16 protein-coding genes and 3 tRNA genes are annotated in these 20510 nt (G+C 65.7%); 14 read left to right on the forward strand and 5 right to left on the reverse strand.

The window, feature by feature from the left end; genetic code table 11:
- The first annotated feature begins 19 nt into the window (after positions 1-19).
- The 12 genes from hfq (at position 20) to HG421_RS06995 (ending at position 15420) form a co-directional block, all read left to right on the forward strand.
- On the forward strand, positions 20-298 hold the full coding sequence (gene hfq, locus HG421_RS06940) for an RNA chaperone Hfq (RefSeq protein WP_005915027.1): 279 nt from the start codon (positions 20-22) through the stop codon (positions 296-298).
- 11 nt (positions 299-309) lie between these two features.
- Positions 310-1629, forward strand: a complete 1320-nt coding sequence (gene hflX / locus HG421_RS06945; RefSeq protein ID WP_169705792.1) for a ribosome rescue GTPase HflX — start codon at positions 310-312, stop codon at positions 1627-1629.
- 78 nt (positions 1630-1707) lie between these two features.
- Positions 1708-2202 (forward strand): CinA family protein, encoded by a 495-nt coding sequence (locus HG421_RS06950; RefSeq protein ID WP_169705793.1) that lies wholly within the window; start codon positions 1708-1710, stop codon positions 2200-2202.
- A 222-nt stretch (positions 2203-2424) separates the two neighbouring features.
- A complete protein-coding gene (locus HG421_RS06955; protein ID WP_169705794.1) occupies positions 2425-4974 on the forward strand; it encodes a TonB-dependent receptor in 2550 nt (849 codons plus the stop codon).
- Between the two features lie 423 nt (positions 4975-5397).
- On the forward strand, positions 5398-7074 hold the full coding sequence (gene ubiB / locus HG421_RS06960) for a 2-polyprenylphenol 6-hydroxylase (protein ID WP_169705795.1): 1677 nt from the start codon (positions 5398-5400) through the stop codon (positions 7072-7074).
- Positions 7075-7161: 87 nt separating this feature from the next.
- Positions 7162-7803 (forward strand): transcriptional repressor LexA, encoded by a 642-nt coding sequence (lexA, locus tag HG421_RS06965; RefSeq protein WP_169708112.1) that lies wholly within the window; start codon positions 7162-7164, stop codon positions 7801-7803.
- 172 nt (positions 7804-7975) lie between these two features.
- On the forward strand, positions 7976-9010 hold the full coding sequence (gene recA, locus HG421_RS06970) for a recombinase RecA (RefSeq protein WP_169705796.1): 1035 nt from the start codon (positions 7976-7978) through the stop codon (positions 9008-9010).
- Between the two features lie 253 nt (positions 9011-9263).
- The gene (recX, locus tag HG421_RS06975) at positions 9264-9752 is read left to right on the forward strand and encodes a recombination regulator RecX (RefSeq protein ID WP_169705797.1); all 489 of its coding nucleotides are present in this window, start codon (positions 9264-9266) and stop codon (positions 9750-9752) included.
- 101 nt (positions 9753-9853) lie between these two features.
- Complete coding sequence (alaS, locus tag HG421_RS06980) at positions 9854-12502, forward strand: alanine--tRNA ligase (protein WP_169705798.1); 2649 nt, start codon at positions 9854-9856, stop codon at positions 12500-12502.
- 139 nt (positions 12503-12641) lie between these two features.
- The gene (gene csrA / locus HG421_RS06985; RefSeq protein WP_003481884.1) at positions 12642-12854 is read left to right on the forward strand and encodes a carbon storage regulator CsrA; all 213 of its coding nucleotides are present in this window, start codon (positions 12642-12644) and stop codon (positions 12852-12854) included.
- Positions 12855-12937: 83 nt separating this feature from the next.
- Positions 12938-13030 (forward strand) — tRNA-Ser (locus HG421_RS06990).
- Between the two features lie 452 nt (positions 13031-13482).
- On the forward strand, positions 13483-15420 hold the full coding sequence (locus HG421_RS06995; protein ID WP_211161829.1) for a methyl-accepting chemotaxis protein: 1938 nt from the start codon (positions 13483-13485) through the stop codon (positions 15418-15420).
- Positions 15421-15540: 120 nt separating this feature from the next.
- Here the strand turns inward: HG421_RS06995 and HG421_RS07000 are convergent, their stop codons facing one another.
- Positions 15541-16242 (reverse strand): pirin family protein, encoded by a 702-nt coding sequence (locus tag HG421_RS07000; RefSeq protein WP_169705800.1) that lies wholly within the window; start codon positions 16240-16242, stop codon positions 15541-15543.
- 135 nt (positions 16243-16377) lie between these two features.
- Between HG421_RS07000 and HG421_RS07005 the strand changes: the two genes are divergently transcribed.
- Positions 16378-17322, forward strand: a complete 945-nt coding sequence (locus tag HG421_RS07005; protein ID WP_169705801.1) for a LysR family transcriptional regulator — start codon at positions 16378-16380, stop codon at positions 17320-17322.
- Between the two features lie 44 nt (positions 17323-17366).
- Complete coding sequence (locus tag HG421_RS07010) at positions 17367-18359, forward strand: DedA family protein/thiosulfate sulfurtransferase GlpE (RefSeq protein ID WP_169705802.1); 993 nt, start codon at positions 17367-17369, stop codon at positions 18357-18359.
- 160 nt (positions 18360-18519) lie between these two features.
- Here the strand turns inward: HG421_RS07010 and HG421_RS07015 are convergent.
- From HG421_RS07015 to thiD, 4 genes are all read right to left on the reverse strand, one after another.
- Positions 18520-18596: transfer RNA gene (locus HG421_RS07015), tRNA-Arg, on the reverse strand.
- 97 nt (positions 18597-18693) lie between these two features.
- A tRNA-Arg gene (locus HG421_RS07020) sits at positions 18694-18770 on the reverse strand.
- A gap of 40 nt (positions 18771-18810) precedes the next feature.
- A complete protein-coding gene (locus HG421_RS07025; RefSeq protein ID WP_169705803.1) occupies positions 18811-19692 on the reverse strand; it encodes an alpha/beta hydrolase family protein in 882 nt (293 codons plus the stop codon).
- A complete protein-coding gene (gene thiD, locus HG421_RS07030) occupies positions 19689-20498 on the reverse strand; it encodes a bifunctional hydroxymethylpyrimidine kinase/phosphomethylpyrimidine kinase (protein WP_169705804.1) in 810 nt (269 codons plus the stop codon). The genes HG421_RS07025 and thiD overlap by 4 nt, the downstream gene beginning before the upstream one ends.
- Positions 20499-20510 lie beyond the last annotated feature (12 nt).

Consider the following 20510-nt stretch of genomic DNA (forward strand, 5'->3'; position numbering starts at 1 on the left):
TAATGAAGAGGAGTTTTCGATGGCTAAGGGGCAATCTTTGCAGGACCCATTCCTCAATGCGCTGCGGCGCGAGCGGGTGCCGGTCTCTGTCTATCTGGTCAACGGCATCAAGCTGCAGGGCACGATCGAGTCGTTCGACCAGTTCGTGGTCCTGCTACGCAACACCGTGAGTCAGATGGTGTACAAGCACGCCATCTCCACGGTCGTGCCGGCGCGCAATGTGCGCGTGGGGCCTGGTGGTGGGTATGTGCAATCCAATGAAGGCAATCAGGCGGAAGATGACGACGTCGAGCAGTAATGGAGTAGTGCGTGTTTGATCGCTCACGCAAGGGTGAACACGCGTTGTTGATTCAGACCCACTCCGGTGGGCCTGCCGAAGAAGATGTGCTGGAGGAGTTCGCCGACCTTGCAAAGTCGGCGGGCGCCACGGTGGCGGCGACGCTCACCGCACGCATCGACAAACCCAGCCCGTCGACCCTGATCGGCAGTGGCAAGCTGGAAGAGGTCAAGGCGGCTGCCGAGGCCACCGGCGCGGATCTGGTGCTGGTCAACCACACCTTGTCGCCCGGCCAGGAACGCAACCTGGAGCGCTATCTGGAGCGGCGCGTGATCGACCGCACCGGGTTGATCCTGGATATCTTCGCGCAGCGAGCGCGCAGCCACGAAGGTAAGTTGCAGGTGGAACTGGCGCAGCTGCGGCATATGGCCACACGCCTGGTGCGCGGCTGGACCCACCTCGAGCGCCAGCGCGGTGGTGCGATCGGCCTGCGCGGCCCCGGTGAAACCCAGCTGGAAACCGACCGCCGCCTGCTGCAGAAGCGGGTGGAGCAGTTGCAGAAGCGACTGGAAAAGGTCGAGGTGCAGCGCAACCAGATGCGTCGCGCGCGGCTGCGTAGCGAGCTGCCGCGCATTGCGCTGGTTGGCTATACCAATGCCGGCAAGTCCACACTGTTCAATGCGTTGACCGGCGCCGATGCGTATGCGGCCGATCAGCTGTTCGCCACGCTCGATCCCACCGTGCGACGCATCGCACTGCCGGGCGGCAGCGCGGTCCTGGCCGATACGGTCGGCTTCGTGCGCGATCTGCCGCACGAACTGGTGGCCGCGTTCCGTTCGACCCTGTCCGAGGCACGCGAGGCCGATCTGCTGTTGCATATCGTCGACGCCGCCGACCCACTGCGCGAAGAGCGCATCCTGCAGGTGGACGAGGTATTGCATGCGGTGGGTGCCGGCGATCTCCCGCAGCTGCTGGTGTTCAACAAGATCGACAGGATCGAAGGCGCACAAGTGCGGCACGATGCCCAGGACGGCATTCCCGATCCGGCACGCCGCGAGCGCGTATGGATTTCCGCACGCGATGGCCGCGGGCTGGAAGCGCTACAACACGCGCTCGGCCAGCGCCTGGATCTGCGCCATGTGACCGGGCAACTGCGGCTGCCGCCCTCGGCCGGCCGCCTGCGCTCGAAGTTGCATCAGTTGGAAGTGGTGCGCGACGAGCAGGTCGATGAACAGGGCTGGCTGCTCGAGGTCGATCTGCCGATGGTCGAGGCCGAGCGTCTGGCCGCGGGCGACGATGGTGCGCCGCTGCGGGCAATGTTGCCGGACCGCCGCGAAGACTGGGAAACCTGATCGCTGCGCCCGGCTGGCAGGGAGACAGCACGCACAAATTCGGATAAAAGTGACCGCTGCCCATTCCTGATCCCCGCAATGACGTCTCCCACCGATCACGATCTGCTGCAGCTTGCCCATTCCCTGAGCACGCAGTTGCGCGCGGCGCGCGAGCGTCTGGTGACGGCGGAAAGCTGTACTGGTGGCTGGATCGCCAAGGCCATGACCGATATCGCCGGTTCCTCGGACTGGTTCGATTGCGGCATGGTGGCCTACAGCTACGAGGCGAAACAGGCCCTGTTGCGGGTGCGCCCGCAGACTCTGGAAGTGCATGGCGCAGTCAGTCGGGAAACGGTGATCGAAATGGTGTCCGGCGCCCTGGTCACCTCCGGTGGCAGCATCGCAGTGGCAGTGACCGGTATCGCCGGCCCGGGCGGTGGCAGCGAGGACAAGCCGGTGGGCACCGTGTGGATCGGCTGGAAGCGACGCGGCGGGTATGCATCGGCGCAACTGTTCCAGTTCGACGGCGACCGCGATGCCGTGCGTCGTCAGACGGTGGTGGCTGCGCTGCATGGATTGAGTGCGTTGCTGTAGGGCGGCCAGCAGAACGCGGCAAAGAGTCGTCGGAGTTGTCCGTCGCTGAGCCGGCCTGGTGCATGGCTCGCATGCGCATTGCGGTGCGGTCGGGTTCGCCATGCGCACGGCGCGTTCGGCTCCTTGCACTGCGCGTGCAGTGCAGTTGAATGATGATGGACCCTCATGCGCGCATGCAGTGCCAGTGGCACTGCCCTGGTCGCGCCTTCATCGGGGAACCTCATGAATCTGCAGCAGCAACCTCGCGCCGTGTTGGCGCTCGCCCTGTTCATGGCGCTGCCTGCGCCTTGCCTGCATGCACAGGCCGCCTCGTCCGCAGAGCAGTCCGCTACGCTGCCTTCCGAACCTGCCACCCTGGCGGCGCTGACGGTCACCGCGCAAAAACGCGAGGAAGCGCTACAGAACGTGCCGGTCGTGGTGTCGGTATTGCCCGAGCAACTGCTGCAGGACAGTGGCGTGCACGACATCAAGGAACTTCAGGTGCTGGTACCTGGCCTGATCGTGACCAGTTCGCAAAGCGCGGCGCAGACCACCGCGCGCATTCGCGGGATCGGCACGGTGGGCGACAACGCCGGGCTGGAATCGTCGGTGGGCGTGGTCATCGACGGCGTTGCGCGTGCGCGCAATGGCGTGGGTTTCGCCGATCTGGGGGAGCTGGAACGCATCGAGGTGCTGAAGGGGCCGCAAGGCACGGTGTTCGGCAAGAACACCTCGGCCGGGGTCATCAATGTGGTCACGCGCCGGCCCAGTTTCACCCGCAGCGCCGATGCCGAGCTGACGGCCGGCAACTATGGCGCGCTGGGGGTGGCCGGCGCGTTCAACGACGCCCTGAGCGAAACCGCTGCGTTGCGTGTCTACGCGGCCCGACGGCAGCGCGACGGCTTCGAGCAGGTGGTGACCGGGGCCGGCCCGCGCACGGCCACCGATGACGGCGACCAGAACCTGCGCACCGCACGCGTGCAGGTGTTGTGGGAGCCGAGCCCCGATCTGGAGATCAACCTGGCAGCCGATGCCACCACCCGCAAGGAAAACTGCTGCGTCACCGTCACCACCGAGCGCGGCCCCACCGCCGCCTTGATCGATGCGCTGGCGCCGGGCGGGCAGGGCACCAGCCCGCGCGCCGAGCCGCAACGCCGGCGTGCCTACAGCAACCGCGGCACGGCGCAGGACATTCACGACAAGGGCGTGTCGGCGCAGGTCGATTGGACCACGCCCTGGCTCGACGATGCGGTGCTGACCTCGATCACCGCACTGCGCGACTGGAAGTCGGTCAATGGCCTGGACTTCGACTATGGCGCGGCCGACATCTTGTATCGCGACGCGCGCGAGAACGAGATGCTCACCAAGTTCAGGACCTTCAGCCAGGAACTGCGCTTTGCCGGTTCCACCGAACGCGTGGACTGGCTGCTGGGCGCGTTCTATGCCGATGAAACCCTGCATCGCAACGAATCCTATCGCTTCGGTGATGCGTACGAACCGTACCTCTCCAGCGTCCTGCTGGCGCGCATCAATCCGGCCTTGGCCGCACGTGCCGATGCGCCGCGTTTTCTCGCCGATGCCACCGGCCTGCCGACGGGAACCCTGTTTCGCGGCCAGGGCAGTCAGGACCGCTTTCGGCAGGACGGCACCAGCGCGGCACTGTTCACCAACAACACCTGGCACGCCACCGACGCGCTGGATGTGGTGGTCGGCCTGCGCTACACCTACGAACACAAGGCGCTGCGATCGGCCTTCGCCAATCCAGACGCAAGCCCGGCCTGCGCCCGCTATTTCGCGCCGAACGGGCAGGTCGACCCGGCGGCGCTGCGGCGCATCGGCGCGGCGCTCACCGCACGTGGCGTGCCTGCCGCCGCCGTGCCGGCCATCGCGCCGCAGGTGATCGGTTTCACCTGCCTGCCCTGGGCCAACGTGGCCCATGCCGGACGCCTGACCGAACAGCGCCGCACCGAACGCGAGTGGTCCGGCACCGCCAAGCTGGCGTATCGCTGGAACGATGCGCTGATGACGTACGTGTCGGCAGCGCGTGGCTACAAGGCCGGTGGATTCAATCTGGATCGCGTGCAATCGTCCGACGGCCTGTCCAGCGGCGTGCAGGGCATCGTGCCGGTGGACGATACCTCGTTCCCGGGCGAGTTCGTCGACAGCTATGAACTCGGCGCGAAGAGCACCTGGCTGGGCGGCAACCTGCTGGTGAACGCAGCGCTGTTCTACCAGGAATTCAGCGATTTCCAGCTCAACAATTTCCTCGGCACCAGCTTCGTGGTGCGCTCCATTCCCACCGTGGTGTCGCGTGGCATCGACACCGACGTTCTCTGGCAGGGCGCGATACCCGGCCTGATGGTGCAAGGCGGGCTCAGCTATGCAGACACCACGTATGGCAACGACCCGTTGCCGGATGCAGAGCTGGCCTTGTTGCCCGGCAGCCGGCTGAGTTTTGCGCCGCGCTGGTCGGCCAATCTGTCGGCGACCTACGAACACGCGGTGGGCAACCGATTGACCGGTCGCGTCAATGTCGGCGCCAAATACACCTCCGAGTACAACGCCGGTTCGGATCTGGATCCGCAGAAGGCGCAACCGGGCTACACCTTGCTCAACGCACGCGTAGGCATCGGCGCCACCGACAAACGCTGGCTGCTGGAGGCATGGGCCGAAAATCTGGGCAACGAAACCTATCGGCAGATCGTGATCGACACCCCGCTGCAGGCTGGCTCGTGGAATGCATTTTTGGGTGCGCCGCGCACTTACGGGCTGACATTGCGCTTGCGTTATTGAGCAGGTGTGCCGCCTGTTCGCCACGCATGCACTGCAACTGCGTCAGCGTGTGGCCCACTCTGCGCTGAGGACGCATCGGGCCGGGGCGCGACATCGGCGGATGGATCGGCTACAAACACGGTCTCACTGCTGACGCTGCGTGCCGATGTTTCCGTTTTCTGCTGTCGTGAACACCGCCTCGCCTTCCCTGATTCCCTGTGACCGGTTAGGCGCGTCTGCGTCGCGTGGTTTAGATGCGACAGCGCGGCCTGTTGCGCGTCATGGCCTGGTCTTGGGGCTGCGCGACCCTGATGCATCTTCCAGGCCGCACGGGGGCGTTCATGGCATGTCGCGGTGGAGCTTGCTGATCGCGCGCCTCGCCCTGGTCGTGCAACCAGGCTGCGGGCAGCCTCGGGTCCATGCGCCCCAGCAGGCGGTGCGCTGATGTGGGAAGCGCTTGGCACGGTTCGTGATCTGGGGCGGCTGCAGGAAATCGCCTCCGTCCTGATCCGCTACGGGTTTGGCGATGTCGTGCGCCGCATCGGGCTGGCCGATGTGCTCGATCGCGCCGGCAGGTTGCTGCACTGGAACAACGTCGAAGGCCGCCTGCGCATGTCCGCCGCGCTGCGCGTGCGGCGCGCCCTGGAGGAACTCGGCCCTACCTTCGTCAAACTGGGGCAAGTGCTGGCCACGCGCGTAGACCTGCTGCCGCCGGACTGGATCGAGGAGCTCAGCGAACTGCAGAACGCGGTGCCGGCCTTGCCGTTCGATCAAATACGGCCGCAACTGGTCGCCGCGCTGGGGGCGGAACCGGAGAGCGTGTTCGCCCGGCTGGACGAGCAGCCCTTGGCGGCCGCGTCGCTGGCGCAGACCCACCGCGCCTGGTTGGCCGACGGCACGCCGGTGGTGCTGAAAATCCGCCGCCCCGGCATCGGCGACACCATCGACGCAGATCTGCGCCTGCTCGCGCGGCTGGCCGACATCGTCGAAACCCGCGCTCCGGACCTCAAACGCTATCGCCCAGCCGAAGTGGTGCAGCAATTCACCGTCTCGCTGCGGCGCGAGCTGGATTTCGCTGCCGAGGGCCGCAACGCCGAACGTATCGCTGCCAACTTCACGCACGATGCGCAGGTGGTGGTGCCGGCGGTGTATTGGGAGTGGACCTGCGACGCGCTCAACGTGCAGGAATTCATCGACGGCATTCCCGGCCGCGACATGCTGGCGGTGGATGCCGCAGGCCTGGATCGCCAGGCATTGGCGCGCACCGGAGCCGGCATCGTGCTGAAGATGGTGTTGCAGGACGGCTGCTTCCATGCCGACCCGCACCCGGGCAACATTTTCTATCTGCGCGACGGCCGCATCGCCATCATCGATTTCGGCATGGTCGGGCGGGTGTCCGAGCAGCGCCGTTTCCAGGTCGCGCAGTTGCTGCACGGCATGGTGAGCTACGACGCCGAAGCGGTCATCGATGTGTTGCTGGAATGGGCCGGCACCAGTGTGGACATCGACGAGGCGCGCCTGCAGCAGGACATCGGTGCATTCGTCGACGAGTACCGCGGCGTGCCGCTGAAGGAGTTGCGCATCGGCGCGATGCTCGGCGATGTCACCGCCATCCTGCGCGACCACGGGCTCACGCTGCCGTCGGATCTGGCGCTGATGATCAAGGCGTTTCTCACCCTCGAAGGCATGGGGCGCCAGCTCGACCCGGAGTTCGACATGGCCACCGAAGCGCGGCCGTATCTCGAACGCGCGGTGCTGCAACGCTACGCGCCCAGCGCCATGCTGCGACGCAGCCGCCGTACCGTGACCGGAGCAATCGATCTGATCGGCGACCTGCCGCGCGATCTCAAGCGCCTGATCCAGGCGGCGCGTCGCGGCAAACTGCAATTGCATGTGGAGACGCGCGCCCTGCGCGAGTTCGGCGAGCAGGTCGATCGCGCCGCCAATCGGCTCACCATGGGGATCGTGACCGCGGCCCTGGTGATCGGTTCGTCGATCGTGATGAACAGCGTTGGTGGCAGCGCCAGCCGCTGGCTGCTCGGCCTGGGCGTGGGCGGCTTCATCGGCGCCGGCCTGTGCGGCATCTGGATCCTGTTTTCGATCTGGCGCAGCCGGCGCTAGCCAGGGGTATCCGCTCGGCGTCGGGTTGAATGCGCAGAAGCAAGAAAGGGATTGCACACCGCCCTGTTAGTAGTAATACTACTAACCATGGACCTGACCGATACCCAGCACGCCATCCTCGCCCTGATCGCAGAGCGCATCGACGCCGATGGCGTCCCGCCCTCGCAGACGGAGATCGCCCGTGCGTTCGGCTTCAAGGGCGTACGCGCGGCGCAGTATCACCTCGAGGCCCTGGAGCAGGCCGGCGCGATCCGCCGTGTGCCGGGGCAGGCGCGCGGCATTCGCCTGGTCGGGCAGGGCGCGCAGGCGCGCACGTCGGCGGTGAGCGCACCGGAGCATGACGATGTGCTGCGGTTGCCGGTGCTGGGCCGCGTGGCGGCGGGCCTGCCGATCGGCGCCGACATCGGCTCGGACGACTTCGTGGTACTGGATCGGGTGTTCTTCTCGCCATCGCCGGACTATCTGCTCAAGGTGCAGGGCGATTCCATGCGCGATGAAGGTATCTTCAACGGCGACCTGATCGGCGTGCACCGCACCCGCGATGCGCGCTCCGGGCAGATCGTGGTGGCCCGGATCGATGAGGAGATCACGGTCAAGCTGCTGAAGATCGGCAAGGACCGCATCCGGTTGCTGCCGCGCAACCCGGACTATGCCCCGATCGAAGTGCAGCCAGATCAGGATTTCGCCATCGAAGGCCTGTATTGCGGGCTGCTGAGGCCCAATCGTTGAGGGCTGTGCCGATGCCTGCGCTGGTCGTTTCCCCAGCCGGCATCGCCGTCTTTTCCGCTGCCCTGGACTGGATCGCATCGTTAATCTGAGTGTGTCGCCTGCAGTCTCAGCCTGTGCGATACACCGCCGCTACATTGGCTCCACACCGAAATCACTGACAAGGATCACCCAGATGGATGAGAACAAGAAGCGCGCCCTTTCCGCCGCACTGAGCCAGATCGAAAAGCAATTCGGCAAGGGCTCGGTCATGCGCATGGGCGACCGCGTGATCGAGGCGGTCGAAGTCATTCCGACCGGCTCGCTGATGCTGGACATCGCACTGGGGATCGGCGGTCTGCCGAAGGGCCGCGTGGTGGAAATCTACGGCCCGGAATCCTCGGGCAAGACCACCCTGACCCTGCAGGCGATTGCCGAATGCCAGAAGAAGGGCGGCACTGCGGCCTTCATCGACGCCGAGCACGCGCTGGATCCGATCTACGCCGCCAAGTTGGGTGTCAACGTCGACGATCTGCTGCTGTCGCAACCGGATACCGGTGAGCAGGCGCTGGAAATCGCCGACATGCTGGTGCGCTCGGGCTCGATTGACATCGTGGTGGTCGACTCGGTTGCCGCGCTGACGCCGAAGGCGGAAATCGAAGGCGAGATGGGCGATCAGCTGCCGGGCCTGCAGGCCCGCCTGATGAGCCAGGCGCTGCGCAAGCTCACTGGCAACATCAAGCGCTCCAATACGCTGGTGGTATTCATCAACCAGTTGCGCATGAAGATCGGCGTCATGATGCCGGGTCAGAGCCCGGAAGTGACCACCGGCGGCAATGCCCTGAAGTTCTACGCCTCGGTCCGCCTGGACATCCGCCGCATCGGCGCGATCAAGAAGGGCGACGAGATCATCGGCAACCAGACCAAGATCAAGGTGGTCAAGAACAAGCTGGCGCCTCCGTTCAAGCAGGTCGTCACCGAAATCCTCTACGGCGAAGGCATCAGCCGCGAGGGCGAGCTGATCGACATGGGCGTGGAAGCCAAGCTGGTGGACAAGGCCGGTGCCTGGTACAGCTACGGCGACGAGCGTATCGGCCAGGGCAAGGACAACGCGCGTGGCTACCTGCGTGACAACCCGCAGGTGGCGGCCAAGCTCGAGGCCGAGCTGCGCGAGAAGTTCCAGCCCGCCGAGGCGCCGCGCGAAGAAGGCGACGACGCCGAGAAGGAATAAGCAGTCTTGGTGGCCGGGCACGCTGGCGACGGCTGGCGCGACCGGGGTGCTGCAACGCGTTGTTCTCCAGGAAGGAGTGGCGGCCTCAGCTGCTCTGCTTCTGACGGATGCGATTCGTTGATGTCGTTTCAGGTTTTTCTATCGCGGGAACGGCGGAGTCAGTGCCGTCGCGTCTGGCGGTAGATCTATCGAGGGCCAGGAGGGCAGGCGCCAGGGACGGCGCATTGATGCAGAAGTCGAGGGACACATCACGATGGACGAGCAAGAGCCCGCTCCCAAGCGGGGCCGCCGGTTCAAGGAGCAGACGCCGGTCCAACGCGCACTGGGGTTGCTGGTGCGGCGCGAGCACTCGCGCAAGGAATTGAATCGCAAGCTGCTGGCGCGCGGAATCGAGCCGGACGCCGCGCAGGCGGCCGTAGAACGCCTGGCGAGCGAGGGCTGGCAAGACGACACGCGTTTCGCCGCCTCGGTCGTGCGAAACAGGGCCAGTTCGGGCTATGGCCCTTTGCACATCCGTGCAGAACTCGGCACCCACGGCCTGGACAGCGAGGCCATCAGCGCCGCGATGGCGACGTTTGAGGGCGATTGGACCGAAAATGCGCGCGACCTGGTCCGCCGTCGGTTCGGCGAACAGGGGCCGGTGGATCTGCCTCAGCGGCGCAAGGCCGCCGATCTGCTGGCCCGGCGGGGTTTCGACGGCAATAGCATTCGCGGCGCCACGCGCTTCGACCTTGAGGACTGAGGGCGTCAGGCCTGCTACCCTTGGTGGTTTCAGGTTGTTCCGCTCCTCTGCGCCCACATCTCATTGGGTGACCGGGACTGCCGCCCGCCCAATGCCAGCACATGAACGCACCTGCCAAATTCAGCACTTCCCAGATCCGTAGCGACTTCCTTGCGTTCTTCGAGGGCAAGGGTCACACCATCGTGCCGTCCGCACCGCTGGTGCCGGGCAACGACCCGACCCTGCTGTTCACCAATTCGGGCATGGTCCAGTTCAAGGACGTCTTTCTTGGCGCCGAGAAGCGCAGCTATGTGCGGGCCGCGGACGTGCAGCGCTGCCTGCGTGCCGGCGGCAAGCACAACGACCTGGATTCGGTGGGTTACACCGCACGTCACCACACCTTCTTCGAGATGCTGGGCAACTGGTCGTTCGGCGATTACTTCAAGAAGGACGCCATCGCCTGGGCCTGGGAGCTGCTGACCCAGGTCTGGAAGCTGCCGGCCGACCGCTTGCTGGTCACCGTCTACCATACCGACGAAGAGGCCTTCGCGCTGTGGCGCGACATGATCGGCATTCCCGAAAGCCGCATCGTGCGCATCGGCGACAACAAGGGCGCGCCGTACGCCTCGGACAATTTCTGGCAGATGGCCGACACCGGCCCCTGCGGCCCCTGCACCGAGATCTTCTTCGATCATGGCGACCATATCGCCGGTGGCCCGCCGGGCTCTCCGGACGAAGATGGCGACCGTTTCATCGAGATCTGGAACCTGGTCTTCATGCAGTTCGATCGCCAGCCCGACGGCACCCTGGTGCCGTTGCCGGCGCCGTGCGTGGATACCGGCATGGGGCTGGAGCGGCTGGCCGCGATCCTGCAGCACGTCCACACCAACTACGAGATCGACCTGTTCCAGAGCCTGATCGGCAAGGCCAGTGCGCTGACCGGCGTCGGCGATCTGGAAAACAAGTCGCTGCGGGTCATTGCCGATCACATCCGCGCCTGTTCGTTCCTGATCGTCGATGGCGTGCTGCCGTCCAACGAAGGGCGAGGCTACGTGCTGCGCCGGATCATCCGGCGTGCGCTGCGGCATGGCTGGATGCTGGGCGTGCGCCAGCCGTTCTTCAGCAAGATGGTGCCCACCCTGGTCGAGCTGATGGGCGAAGCCTATCCCGAACTGGTGGTGGCCAAGGACACCGTCGCCCGCGCCCTGTTGGCCGAGGAGGAGCGCTTTGCCGAGACGCTGGACGCCGGCATGAAGATCTTCGACGACGTGGCCGCGCGGTCGCAGGACGTCATTCCGGGTGAAGATGCGTTCCGTCTCTACGATACCTATGGGTTTCCGGTTGATCTGACCGCCGATATCGCGCGCGAACGCGGCATGCGCGTGGATATGGAGGGCTTCGAATTCGCCATGGAGCGCCAGCGTGAAACCGCCCGTGCCGCAGGCAAGTTCGGTGGCGGCGTTGCGTTGCCGGCCGACCTGGTCGCCACCATGTCGCCGACCGTGTTCCTGGGTTACGAGGCGCATGACGCCGACACGCTCAAGGTCGTCGCGCTGCTCAAGCAGGGCCGGCCGGTCGAGCGTGCCGAGGCCGGCGACGAGGTCATCGTGTTCACCGATCGCACCCCGTTCTATGCCGAGTCCGGCGGTCAGGTCGGCGACAGCGGGCAATTGAGCAATACCGATGTGTCGATCGACGTCACCGACACCCAGAAGTTCGCCGGCCAGTTCCATGGCCACGTGGGGCGCATCACCGAAGGCGCGCTTGCGCTGGGCGATGTGCTGGCGGGCGGCATCGACGTACAGCGCCGTGGCAAGACCATTCTCAACCACTCGGCCACGCACCTGCTGCATGCTGCGTTGCGCGAGGTGCTGGGCACGCATGTGCAGCAGAAGGGTTCGTTGGTGGCGCCGGACCGGCTGCGTTTCGACTTCTCGCATTTCCAGCCGATCACGGCCGACGAACTGGCGGTGATCGAACGCAAGGTCAATGCTGAGGTGCGCACCAACCACAGCGTGGAAGTGCACAACATGGCCATGCAGGAAGCACTGGATTTCGGTGCGATGGCACTGTTCGGCGAGAAGTACGGCGAGCGCGTGCGCGTGCTGAAGATGGGCGGTTATTCGACCGAGCTGTGTGGCGGCACGCATGTGAGCCGCACCGGCGACATCGGTCTGTTCAAGATCACTTCCGAAGGCGGCGTGTCCTCGGGCGTGCGTCGCATCGAAGCGGTGACCGGGCAGGGTGCACTGGATTACGTTGCCGACCAGGAGCGGCGTTTGTCCGAGGCAGCCGGCCTGCTGGGCGGCAATGCCGGCGAAGTGGTCGACAAGGTGCGTGCGCTGACCGAGCGTCAGAAACGCCTGGAGCGTGAACTGGAATCGCTGAAGGCCAAGTTGGCCTCCGGCGCGACTGCCGATCTCGGCGCCGGTGCCGTCGATGTGGCCGGGGTCAAGGTCATTGCCGTGCGTCTGGAAGGATTCGATGCAAAGGCCTTGCGCGAAGCGATGGACCGCCTGAAGCAGCAACTGGGCGACTCGGTGATCGTGCTGGCCGGTGCATCGGCGGGCAAGGTCGCCCTGGTTGCCGGCGTGAATGGAAGCCCAACTGGCAAGGTGAAGGCAGGGGAACTCCTCGGCCATATCGCCAGTCAGATCGGGGGCAAGGGCGGTGGCCGTCCGGATCTCGCCCAGGGTGGTGGCGAGGACGGGCCCGCCCTTGCGACCGCTCTCGACGGTGTCCCCTCCTGGGTCAAGCAACACTTGGGCTGAACACTTGTCCTGCTATGCCTTGCTGGCTAGCAGGATGTCCCGCTACCATTTCTGGTCTATTCCCTTTACGTAGGGCGCGTCTCATTCAGGAGGCCGTCGATGCTGGTGGGAAACCCACCGGTTCCAGGAGATTTGCAAAATGTTGATCCTCACTCGCCGGGTAGGCGAAACCTTGATGATCGGCGACTCGGTCACTGTTACCGTGCTCGGCGTCAAGGGTAATCAGGTGCGTATTGGCATCACCGCACCGAAGGATGTTGCTGTGCACCGCGAAGAAATTTACCAGCGCATCCAGCGTGGGGACGAGCCGGTGGCTTCCGGCGCGCATCACGGCGACGATTCCTCGAATTGATCGTCATAGAGGGTTTACGTTAGCCCCTCTTACCCGGTATTCTTCGCGGCCTGCCACGGACATCGCGGCAGGACGCAAAAACTGGAGCGATGCCCGAGTGGCTGAAGGGGCTCCCCTGCTAAGGGAGTATAGGGTCAAAAGCTCTATCGAGGGTTCGAATCCCTCTCGCTCCGCCAGTGTTCCAGACGCCCGCAAATCATCGATTTGCGGGCGTTTTCATTTCAGGTGTTTGCTGTTCGATTCGGAATGCCGTCGGCAGCGACCTGATTTCGGAGGAACTGACAGTGCGTCCAGATGAGGCGGCGTTGCGCTGCGTTCTCGCGCGTTGATCAAACGACGAACTTGTCTGGGCGCGATGCAGCGCTCCAGCCTGGCCGCGTATTTGTCGCAGGCCGATGCGGGCCGGCGACGGGCTGCCCGGTGTGCGATAAGCCATCTGCTCTGCGCCATCGTCGTATGCGTTCTGTGCGATGCGGCGGGAGCATGAACTTCGCGCGTCGTGAGAAGCGGGTCTGAATCATGCGCTGATGCGTTGGGCGAACAGGATCAAGTTCTGTGCAGATGTGTCGCTAAGGACGTGACCCATCTTTCGGATTTCGTCGTGATGCGCCTACCGTTGCTTGGACGCCTGTTCTCTTCCTCGAGTCGCGGTCTGCAGCACAAGGCCAATGCGGTGGACCGGGTGATGGCGGTGATCGAATTCGATCTGGAGGGGCGCATCCTGGATGCGAACCAGAACTTCCTGTCGTTGATGGGATACCGGCTGGAGGAGGTGGTCGGCCAGCATCACCGCATGTTCGTGACCCCAAACGACCGCGACAGCGAAAGCTATCGCCAGTTCTGGGACGCGTTGCGCCGCGGCGACTTCAATGCCGGGCGCTTCTGCCGGCTGGACAAGCGCGGCCGCGAGGTCTGGATCAATGCCTCCTACAACCCCTTGCTCGATCGCGCGGGCAAGGCGTATTGCGTGGTGAAGTACGCCACCGACATCACCGAGCAGGTGCGCCAGACCGCCGATTTCGAAGGGCGGATCGACGCGATCGACAAGGTGATGGCCGTGATCGAGTTCTCGCTCGATGGCACGGTGCTCGATGCCAACCAGAATTTCCTGCAGGTCATGGGGTACCGGCTGGAGGAGATCCGCGGCAAGCACCATGGCATGTTCGTGGATGCGGTCACGCGTCAGTCCGCGACGTATCGCGCGTTCTGGGAATCGCTCGGGCGCGGCGCGTTCGACGCCGGCCGCTACAAGCGCGTCGGCAAGAATGGCCAGGACGTCTGGATCCAGGCCTCCTACAACCCGGTGCTCGACGAGCACGGGCGGCCATACAAGGTGGTCAAGTACGCCACCGACGTGACTCGCCAGGTGATCGAGTCGGCCGATGCGGATGGTCGCATCCAGGCCATCGACAAGGTGATGGGGGTGATCGAGTTCGATCTGGATGGCCGGGTGCTGACGGCCAACGACAACTTCCTGGCGATCCTGGGCTATACGCCGGAGGAGGCGATCGGCCAGCATCACGGGATCTTTGTCGATGCGGCCTTTCGCGCGTCGGAGGACTACCGGCATTTCTGGGCGAAACTGGCGCGTGGCCAGTTCGACGCCGGGCGTTACCGCCGCCTGCGCAAGGATGGCAGCCCGGTGTGGATCCAGGCGTCCTACAACCCGATCCTGGATGTCTCCGGGCGGCCGTACAAGGTGGTCAAGTACGCTACCGATGTGACCGATCAGGTGCGCTCGGCCGAGCGCATGCGCGACCTCATACGGCAGACCATGAGCATTGCGCAGAACGTGCAGCGCGAATCGCACCATATTTCCGTCAGCAACCAGGAGCTGGTCAAGCGCGCGTCTGCGCAGTCCGGCGCGGTGGCGCAGACTTCCAATACCATCGATCAGCTGGCCGCCACCGTGCGCACCAACTCCGAGAACGCCGGCTCGGCGCAGCGCATGGCCGAAGAGTCTGCGGCAGTGGCGCGACGCGGTGCCGATGTCATCGCCGGAGTGGTGCAGACCACCGCCGGCATTCGTTCGGCCACCGATCGGATCGGGCAGATCATCGAGGTCATCGACGGCATCGCCTTCCAGACCAATATCCTGGCGCTCAATGCGGCCGTGGAGGCCGCGCGTGCCGGCGAACAGGGGCGCGGGTTTGCGGTCGTGGCCACCGAAGTGCGCAGCCTGGCGCAGCGCTGCAGCGTCTCGGCCAGGGAGATCCGCTCGTTGATCGACAATGCGACCGACCAGGTGGGCGATGGCTCGCGGCTGGCCGAGCAGGCCGGTGTGGTAATGCAGGATCTGGTGACGTCGGTGCTGCGCGTCACCGCGACGGTGGAGCAGATCGCCGCTGCCAGCCATGAGCAGGCGCAGGATATTTCCACCGCCAACACTGCCTTGCAATCGATCGGCGTGCAGGCACGCGACCAGGCGCAGATGGTGGACGACCTGGCGCGCTCGGCGCGCGTGCTGGAGGCCGATGCCGATGCGTTGTTCGCGCTGGTCAACGGCGATGCCGGGGGCGCCGTGCCGGATGCCTTGGCGCAGCAGGTCCGCCCACAGGCTGCGTAACGCATCGCAGCCAGGCATGGCGCCGCCGCAACACAACAAGACGGCGCCTCACCGAAGCAAGGCGCCGCCTGTTTGCTACTTCCCCACCTGTCGGCGAGGGGGGCGTGCGCGTCTGTCCGGTTACTTGGGCAGGTCGAACACCAGCACTTCGGCATCGCGGGCGTCGGCCAGGACGATCTCCGGTTCGCCGATGACCTGCACCGCATCGCCGGCAGACAACGCCTGCCCGTTGACGGTGAGGCTGCCGCGGGCCACTTGCACGTAGCCGATGCGGCCTTCCGCCAGCGGTTGCTGCAGGCGGACGTTGCCATCGAGGATCGACGCATACAGCCGTGCATCCTGATGCAGGCGCAGCGAGCCATCGTCACCGCCTGGCGAGGCGATCAGGCGCAGCTGGTTGCGCTTGCTGTCGGTATCGAAGTGCTTTTCTTCGTAGCTCGGCTCGATCCCGGCGCGTTCGGGCATCACCCAGATCTGCAGGAAGTGCACCGGCTCGCTGGCCGAGTGATTGAACTCGCTATGGGTGACGCCGCTGCCGGCGCTCATGCGCTGCACATCGCCGTAGTGCAGGACCGACCCGGTGCCCATGCTGTCCTTGTGTTCCAGCGCACCGCCCAGGACGTAGGAAATGATCTCCATGTCGCGGTGGGCGTGCGTGCCGAAGCCTTCGCCCGGGGTCACCTTGTCTTCGTTGATCACCCGCAGCGGGCCGATGCCCATGTGGCGCGGGTCGTGGTAGCTGGCGAAGGAGAAGGTATGGCGTGAGGACAGCCAGCCATGCTCGGCGCGGCCACGGGTTTCGCTCTTGCGGACATTCAACATGCTGCTCTCCTTGGTAGATTCGAATTGGCGCCGGGGTGTGAATCGGTGTGCCAGCGGCTTGATGCGTAGTCTCCGCCTCTGCGCGAGGAAGAAAAAGCGAGTAGATTTGGCCGCTATCATCGAAAAAATCGAACAATGAAGATCAGCCTGGAAGCCTTGCAGATCCTGGACGCGATCGACCGCCGTGGGTCATTTGCCGCCGCCGCCAAGGTGTTGTTCAAGGTGCCCTCGACCATCTCCTACACGGTGGCCAAGCTGGAAGAGGATCTGGGCGTGCAGCTGTTCGAGCGCTTCGGGCCGAAGGCGACCCCCACCCAGGCCGGGCGCGAACTGCTGCGCGAAGGCCGCCACCTGCTGCGTGCGGCGCAGGAGCTGGAAGTGCGGGTGCGGCGGGTGGCCTCGGGCTGGGAATCGGACTTTGCGATCGGGCTGGATGCGATCCTGCCTGCGGCCCTGCTGCAGCCGCAGATCCTGGCCTTCTACCAGGTGGCCGACAGCACGCGGCTACGGGTGCTGAGCGAATCGCTATCAGGCGGTTGGGAGGCCTTGCTGGACCGGCGGGTGGACCTGATCGTGGCGGCAGGAGAGGGGCCAAGCGGCGGCGGCTATGTCGCCGAGCCGATCGGCAGCGTGCGGTTCGTGTTTGCCGTGGCGGCCGGCCATCCGTTGGCGGGCGCCCACCTGCCGGGGCCGGCCGAGCTGGCCGACCACCGCGCGATCGCGGTGGCCGATTCGGCGCGGCGGTTGCTGCCGCGTACCGTGGGCCTGTTGTCCGGGCGCGATGTGCTGACCGTGCCGGACATGCACACCAAGCTGCTGCTGCAACTGGCCGGTGTGGGTTATGGCTTCCTGCCCGAGCCGTACGCGCGCGGTGCGTTGCAGGATGGCCGCTTGCAGGAGGTGCCGGTGGAGACGCGCAAGGCCGATGAAACCTTTTACCTGGCATGGCGGCCGGGCGAGGAGGGCGAGGCCCTGAACTGGTGGCGCCAGGCGTTGCGTAGCGAGGGGCTGTTCGAGCGCTGGTCGCAGTCGCTGGCCGAAACGTATCGTTCCGTTGCCGCCGGGCAGTCGCGCGGCTAGGCAAGCGCGGATAATGCCCGCTTGCCGTCGCGCAGGATCCCCGCATGCAAGGCTTGATCGAACAGTACGGATTGGCACTGGTGTTCGCCAACGTGCTGGCGTTGTCGCTCGGGCTGCCGGTCCCGGCACTGCCGACCTTGGTGCTGGTGGGCGCAGGCTACGCGCTGGCGGGTGGCAGCGATGCCTGGCTGGCAGGCCTGGCGGCGTGGGGTGTGTCGGTGCTGGCAAGCCTGCTGGGTGATCTGGCCTGGTATCTGGCCGGCCGCCGCTTCGGCAACCGCACCTTGCAGTCGCTGTGCCGCCTGTCGTTGTCGCGCGACACCTGCATGAAGCAGACCGAGCGATTCTTCTCGCGCTGGGGCGTGCGCGTGCTGGCGGTGGCCAAGTTCGTGCCCGGGCTGTCGATGGTGTCGGTGCCGATGGCCGGTGCCAGCCAGGTGCGGCTGGCGGCGTTTGTGCGCTACGACGCGTTCGGCGCCGCGTTGTGGGCGCTGGCCGGCCTGAGCCTGGGGGCGCTGTTCGCCGATCAGGTGCAGGACGTGCTGGCGTTCCTGTCCGAGCTGGGGTCCGGTGCGGTGGTGGTGCTGGTGGCGCTGCTGGCCTGCTACGTCGGCTGGCGCTGGTGGCGGCGGCATACCTTGCTGCGGTCGCTGGAACAGGCGCGCATTGCGGTGGACGAACTGCTGCCGTTGCTGGACGGCGATGAGCAGCAGCGCCCCACGGTGCTGGACATTCGTGCGCCGGGGTACCGCGATCTGCAGCCGTACACGATTCCCGGCGCCGTGTTTGCCGACGAGCGACAGCTTGCGCAGATCCTTGCCAGCGTGCCGCGCGAACGTGCGGTGGTGATCTATTGCGCTTGCCCGGGCGAAGTGTCTGCCGCGTGGCTGGCCGGGCGCATGCGTGCGCGTGGTTATCGCGATGTGCGGCCGTTGCTGGGTGGTTTGGATGCATGGCACGCCGCCGGCTATCCGGTGACCTCGTTGCTGCCGGTGGTGGTGTCCGCAGACTTGGATGCGCGAGGGGCAACGGTCTGATCGCTGGTGCGTGTGTCTGAGTGGCGCGGCGATCAGCAACGGATCGTCGTGCGATCTGCGCGGGTGGTGCGATCGCCGACGACACTGCCGGCATCGGTAAATCAAGGTCAGGACGACAGGCAAAAAAAAAGACCAGCAAGCTGGTCGTTTTCTTCAAGATTGGTGCGCCCGGAGAGATTCGAACTCCCGACCGCCTGGTTCGTAGCCAGGTACTCTATCCAACTGAGCTACGGGCGCATATCTTGTTGTTGTCTTGCGCATCCGATGCAGTGCAAGCGGACGTTCAACTGAAAAACAGCGGGTCGATGCTGTCTTTTCGTACTTCTTCTGAAGATGGTGCGCCCGGAGAGATTCGAACTCCCGACCGCCTGGTTCGTAGCCAGGTACTCTATCCAACTGAGCTACGGGCGCCTCGTCAGGAGCGGAATTATGCGGATGCCCGCACGGGTCGTCAATCCCTTTGTGACATACACGCGTCGTCGACCGCGTCGCGCTGCGTGCCTCGCAGCGCCGCAGCCACTGCGGCGGGCGCTTTCATCCAGGCGAAATGATCGCTGCGCACGCCCAGTTGCGCATCGTCCAGCGGCTGCACATTGGCCGGTGCATGCGGCATCTTGCGCAGCAATGCCTGCAGCGCCGCAGGCGGGCCGAAGGGATCGCGGGCGAAGGTCACCGCCGTGATCGGCATGGTGAGCGCACCCAGCGCGCGTTCCAGATCCCACGCGGTGCCGGCCGCGCGATAGCGATTGCTGCGACCGACCCGGGCCCAGTCGGCGATCAGGCTGCGTGCCTCGGTGCCGGCAAAGCGCAGCGAGCGTCCGTGCAGCACGCCTTGCATGCGTGCCAGCCAGGGCAGGAGGCGATACGCCAATGGCAACCAGTAGCGCATGGGGCGCGGAAACTGTCGCCAGTACGGCGAGCCGCTGGCGACCAGCCATAGCTGCGCGACGCGCGCCGGCTGCAAGGCTGCATGGCAGCAGGCCAGCTGCCCGCCAAGGCTGTGGCCGCCGACGATGTGGGGATGCTGCGGATCGTGCAGCGCCATCAGCGCATGGCTGGCCGGAATATCCTCGGCCAGCAAGCTGCGAAAGCCCCAGTCGTGCTGGCGCGATGGGCGCAGCGTGCTGCTGCCGTTGCCGCGCCATTCGTGCAGATACACCGCGATGCCGGCAGACGCCAGCGCTGTTGCGAATGGCAGGTAATGCCGTGCTGCCACGCCCAGTGCCGGCAGCCACAGCAGCGAGGCGACCGGCTGCACCGGCGCGCAGCGCATCACCTGCCAGCGATGTCCATCTTCCGCGCTGACGCTCAAACTGTCGCTGTGCACGTTCATGCGCCGGGTGCGGCACCGACGTGGTCGAGCACCAGTACATCGCCGCGGCCTGGGCGCTGGCCGATGCGGATCGCGCGCGCCACGTAATCGATGCCCGCTTCGCAGGCATTGAGCAGCGACAGGCCCTGGCACAGCTGTGCGGCGATCGCCGCCGACAGGCTGCAGCCGGTGCCATGCGCATCCACCTGCAGGCGCGGATGCAGGAACACGTCCTGGGTGACGCCGTCATCGAAGCGGTCGATCACGCGCGCGCCTTCGAGCAGATGGCCCCCCTTGAGCAAGACCGCCTGTGCGCCGAGGTCGAGCAGGGCTGCGGTGGCATGCTCGGCCGCATCGGCATCGTCGATGCGGCGGCCGGTCAGCAGCTCGGCTTCCGGCGTATTGGGCGTGATCAGCGTTGCCAGCGGCAGCAGGCGGCTGCGTAGCGCGTCCAGCGCGGCGTCCTCGAGCAGGCGTGCGCCACTGGTGGACACCATCACCGGGTCCAGCACCACGAACGGCGGGCGATGCGCCTGGAGCAGGTCGGCCACGCAATGGATGACCTCGGCGTTGGCCAGCATGCCCAGCTTGACCGCCTGGATCTGGAAATCGTCGAAACAGGCCTGCACCTGCGCCTGCAGGAAGGCGACCGGCGGAATGTGCACCGCAGTCACTGCGCGGGTGTGTTGCGCGGTCAGCGCCGTGATGGCAGACAGGCCATGCACGCGATGCGCGGCGAAGGTCTTCAGATCGGCCTGGATACCGGCACCACCGCCGGAATCGGAGCCTGCGATGGTCAATGCGGACAGCGTGCTGGGCGTGGTCATGCGCCGATTCTG

Source organism: Xanthomonas campestris pv. badrii (genome assembly GCF_012848175.1).
In the GTDB taxonomy this organism is placed as follows: Bacteria; Pseudomonadota; Gammaproteobacteria; order Xanthomonadales; family Xanthomonadaceae; genus Xanthomonas; species Xanthomonas campestris_C.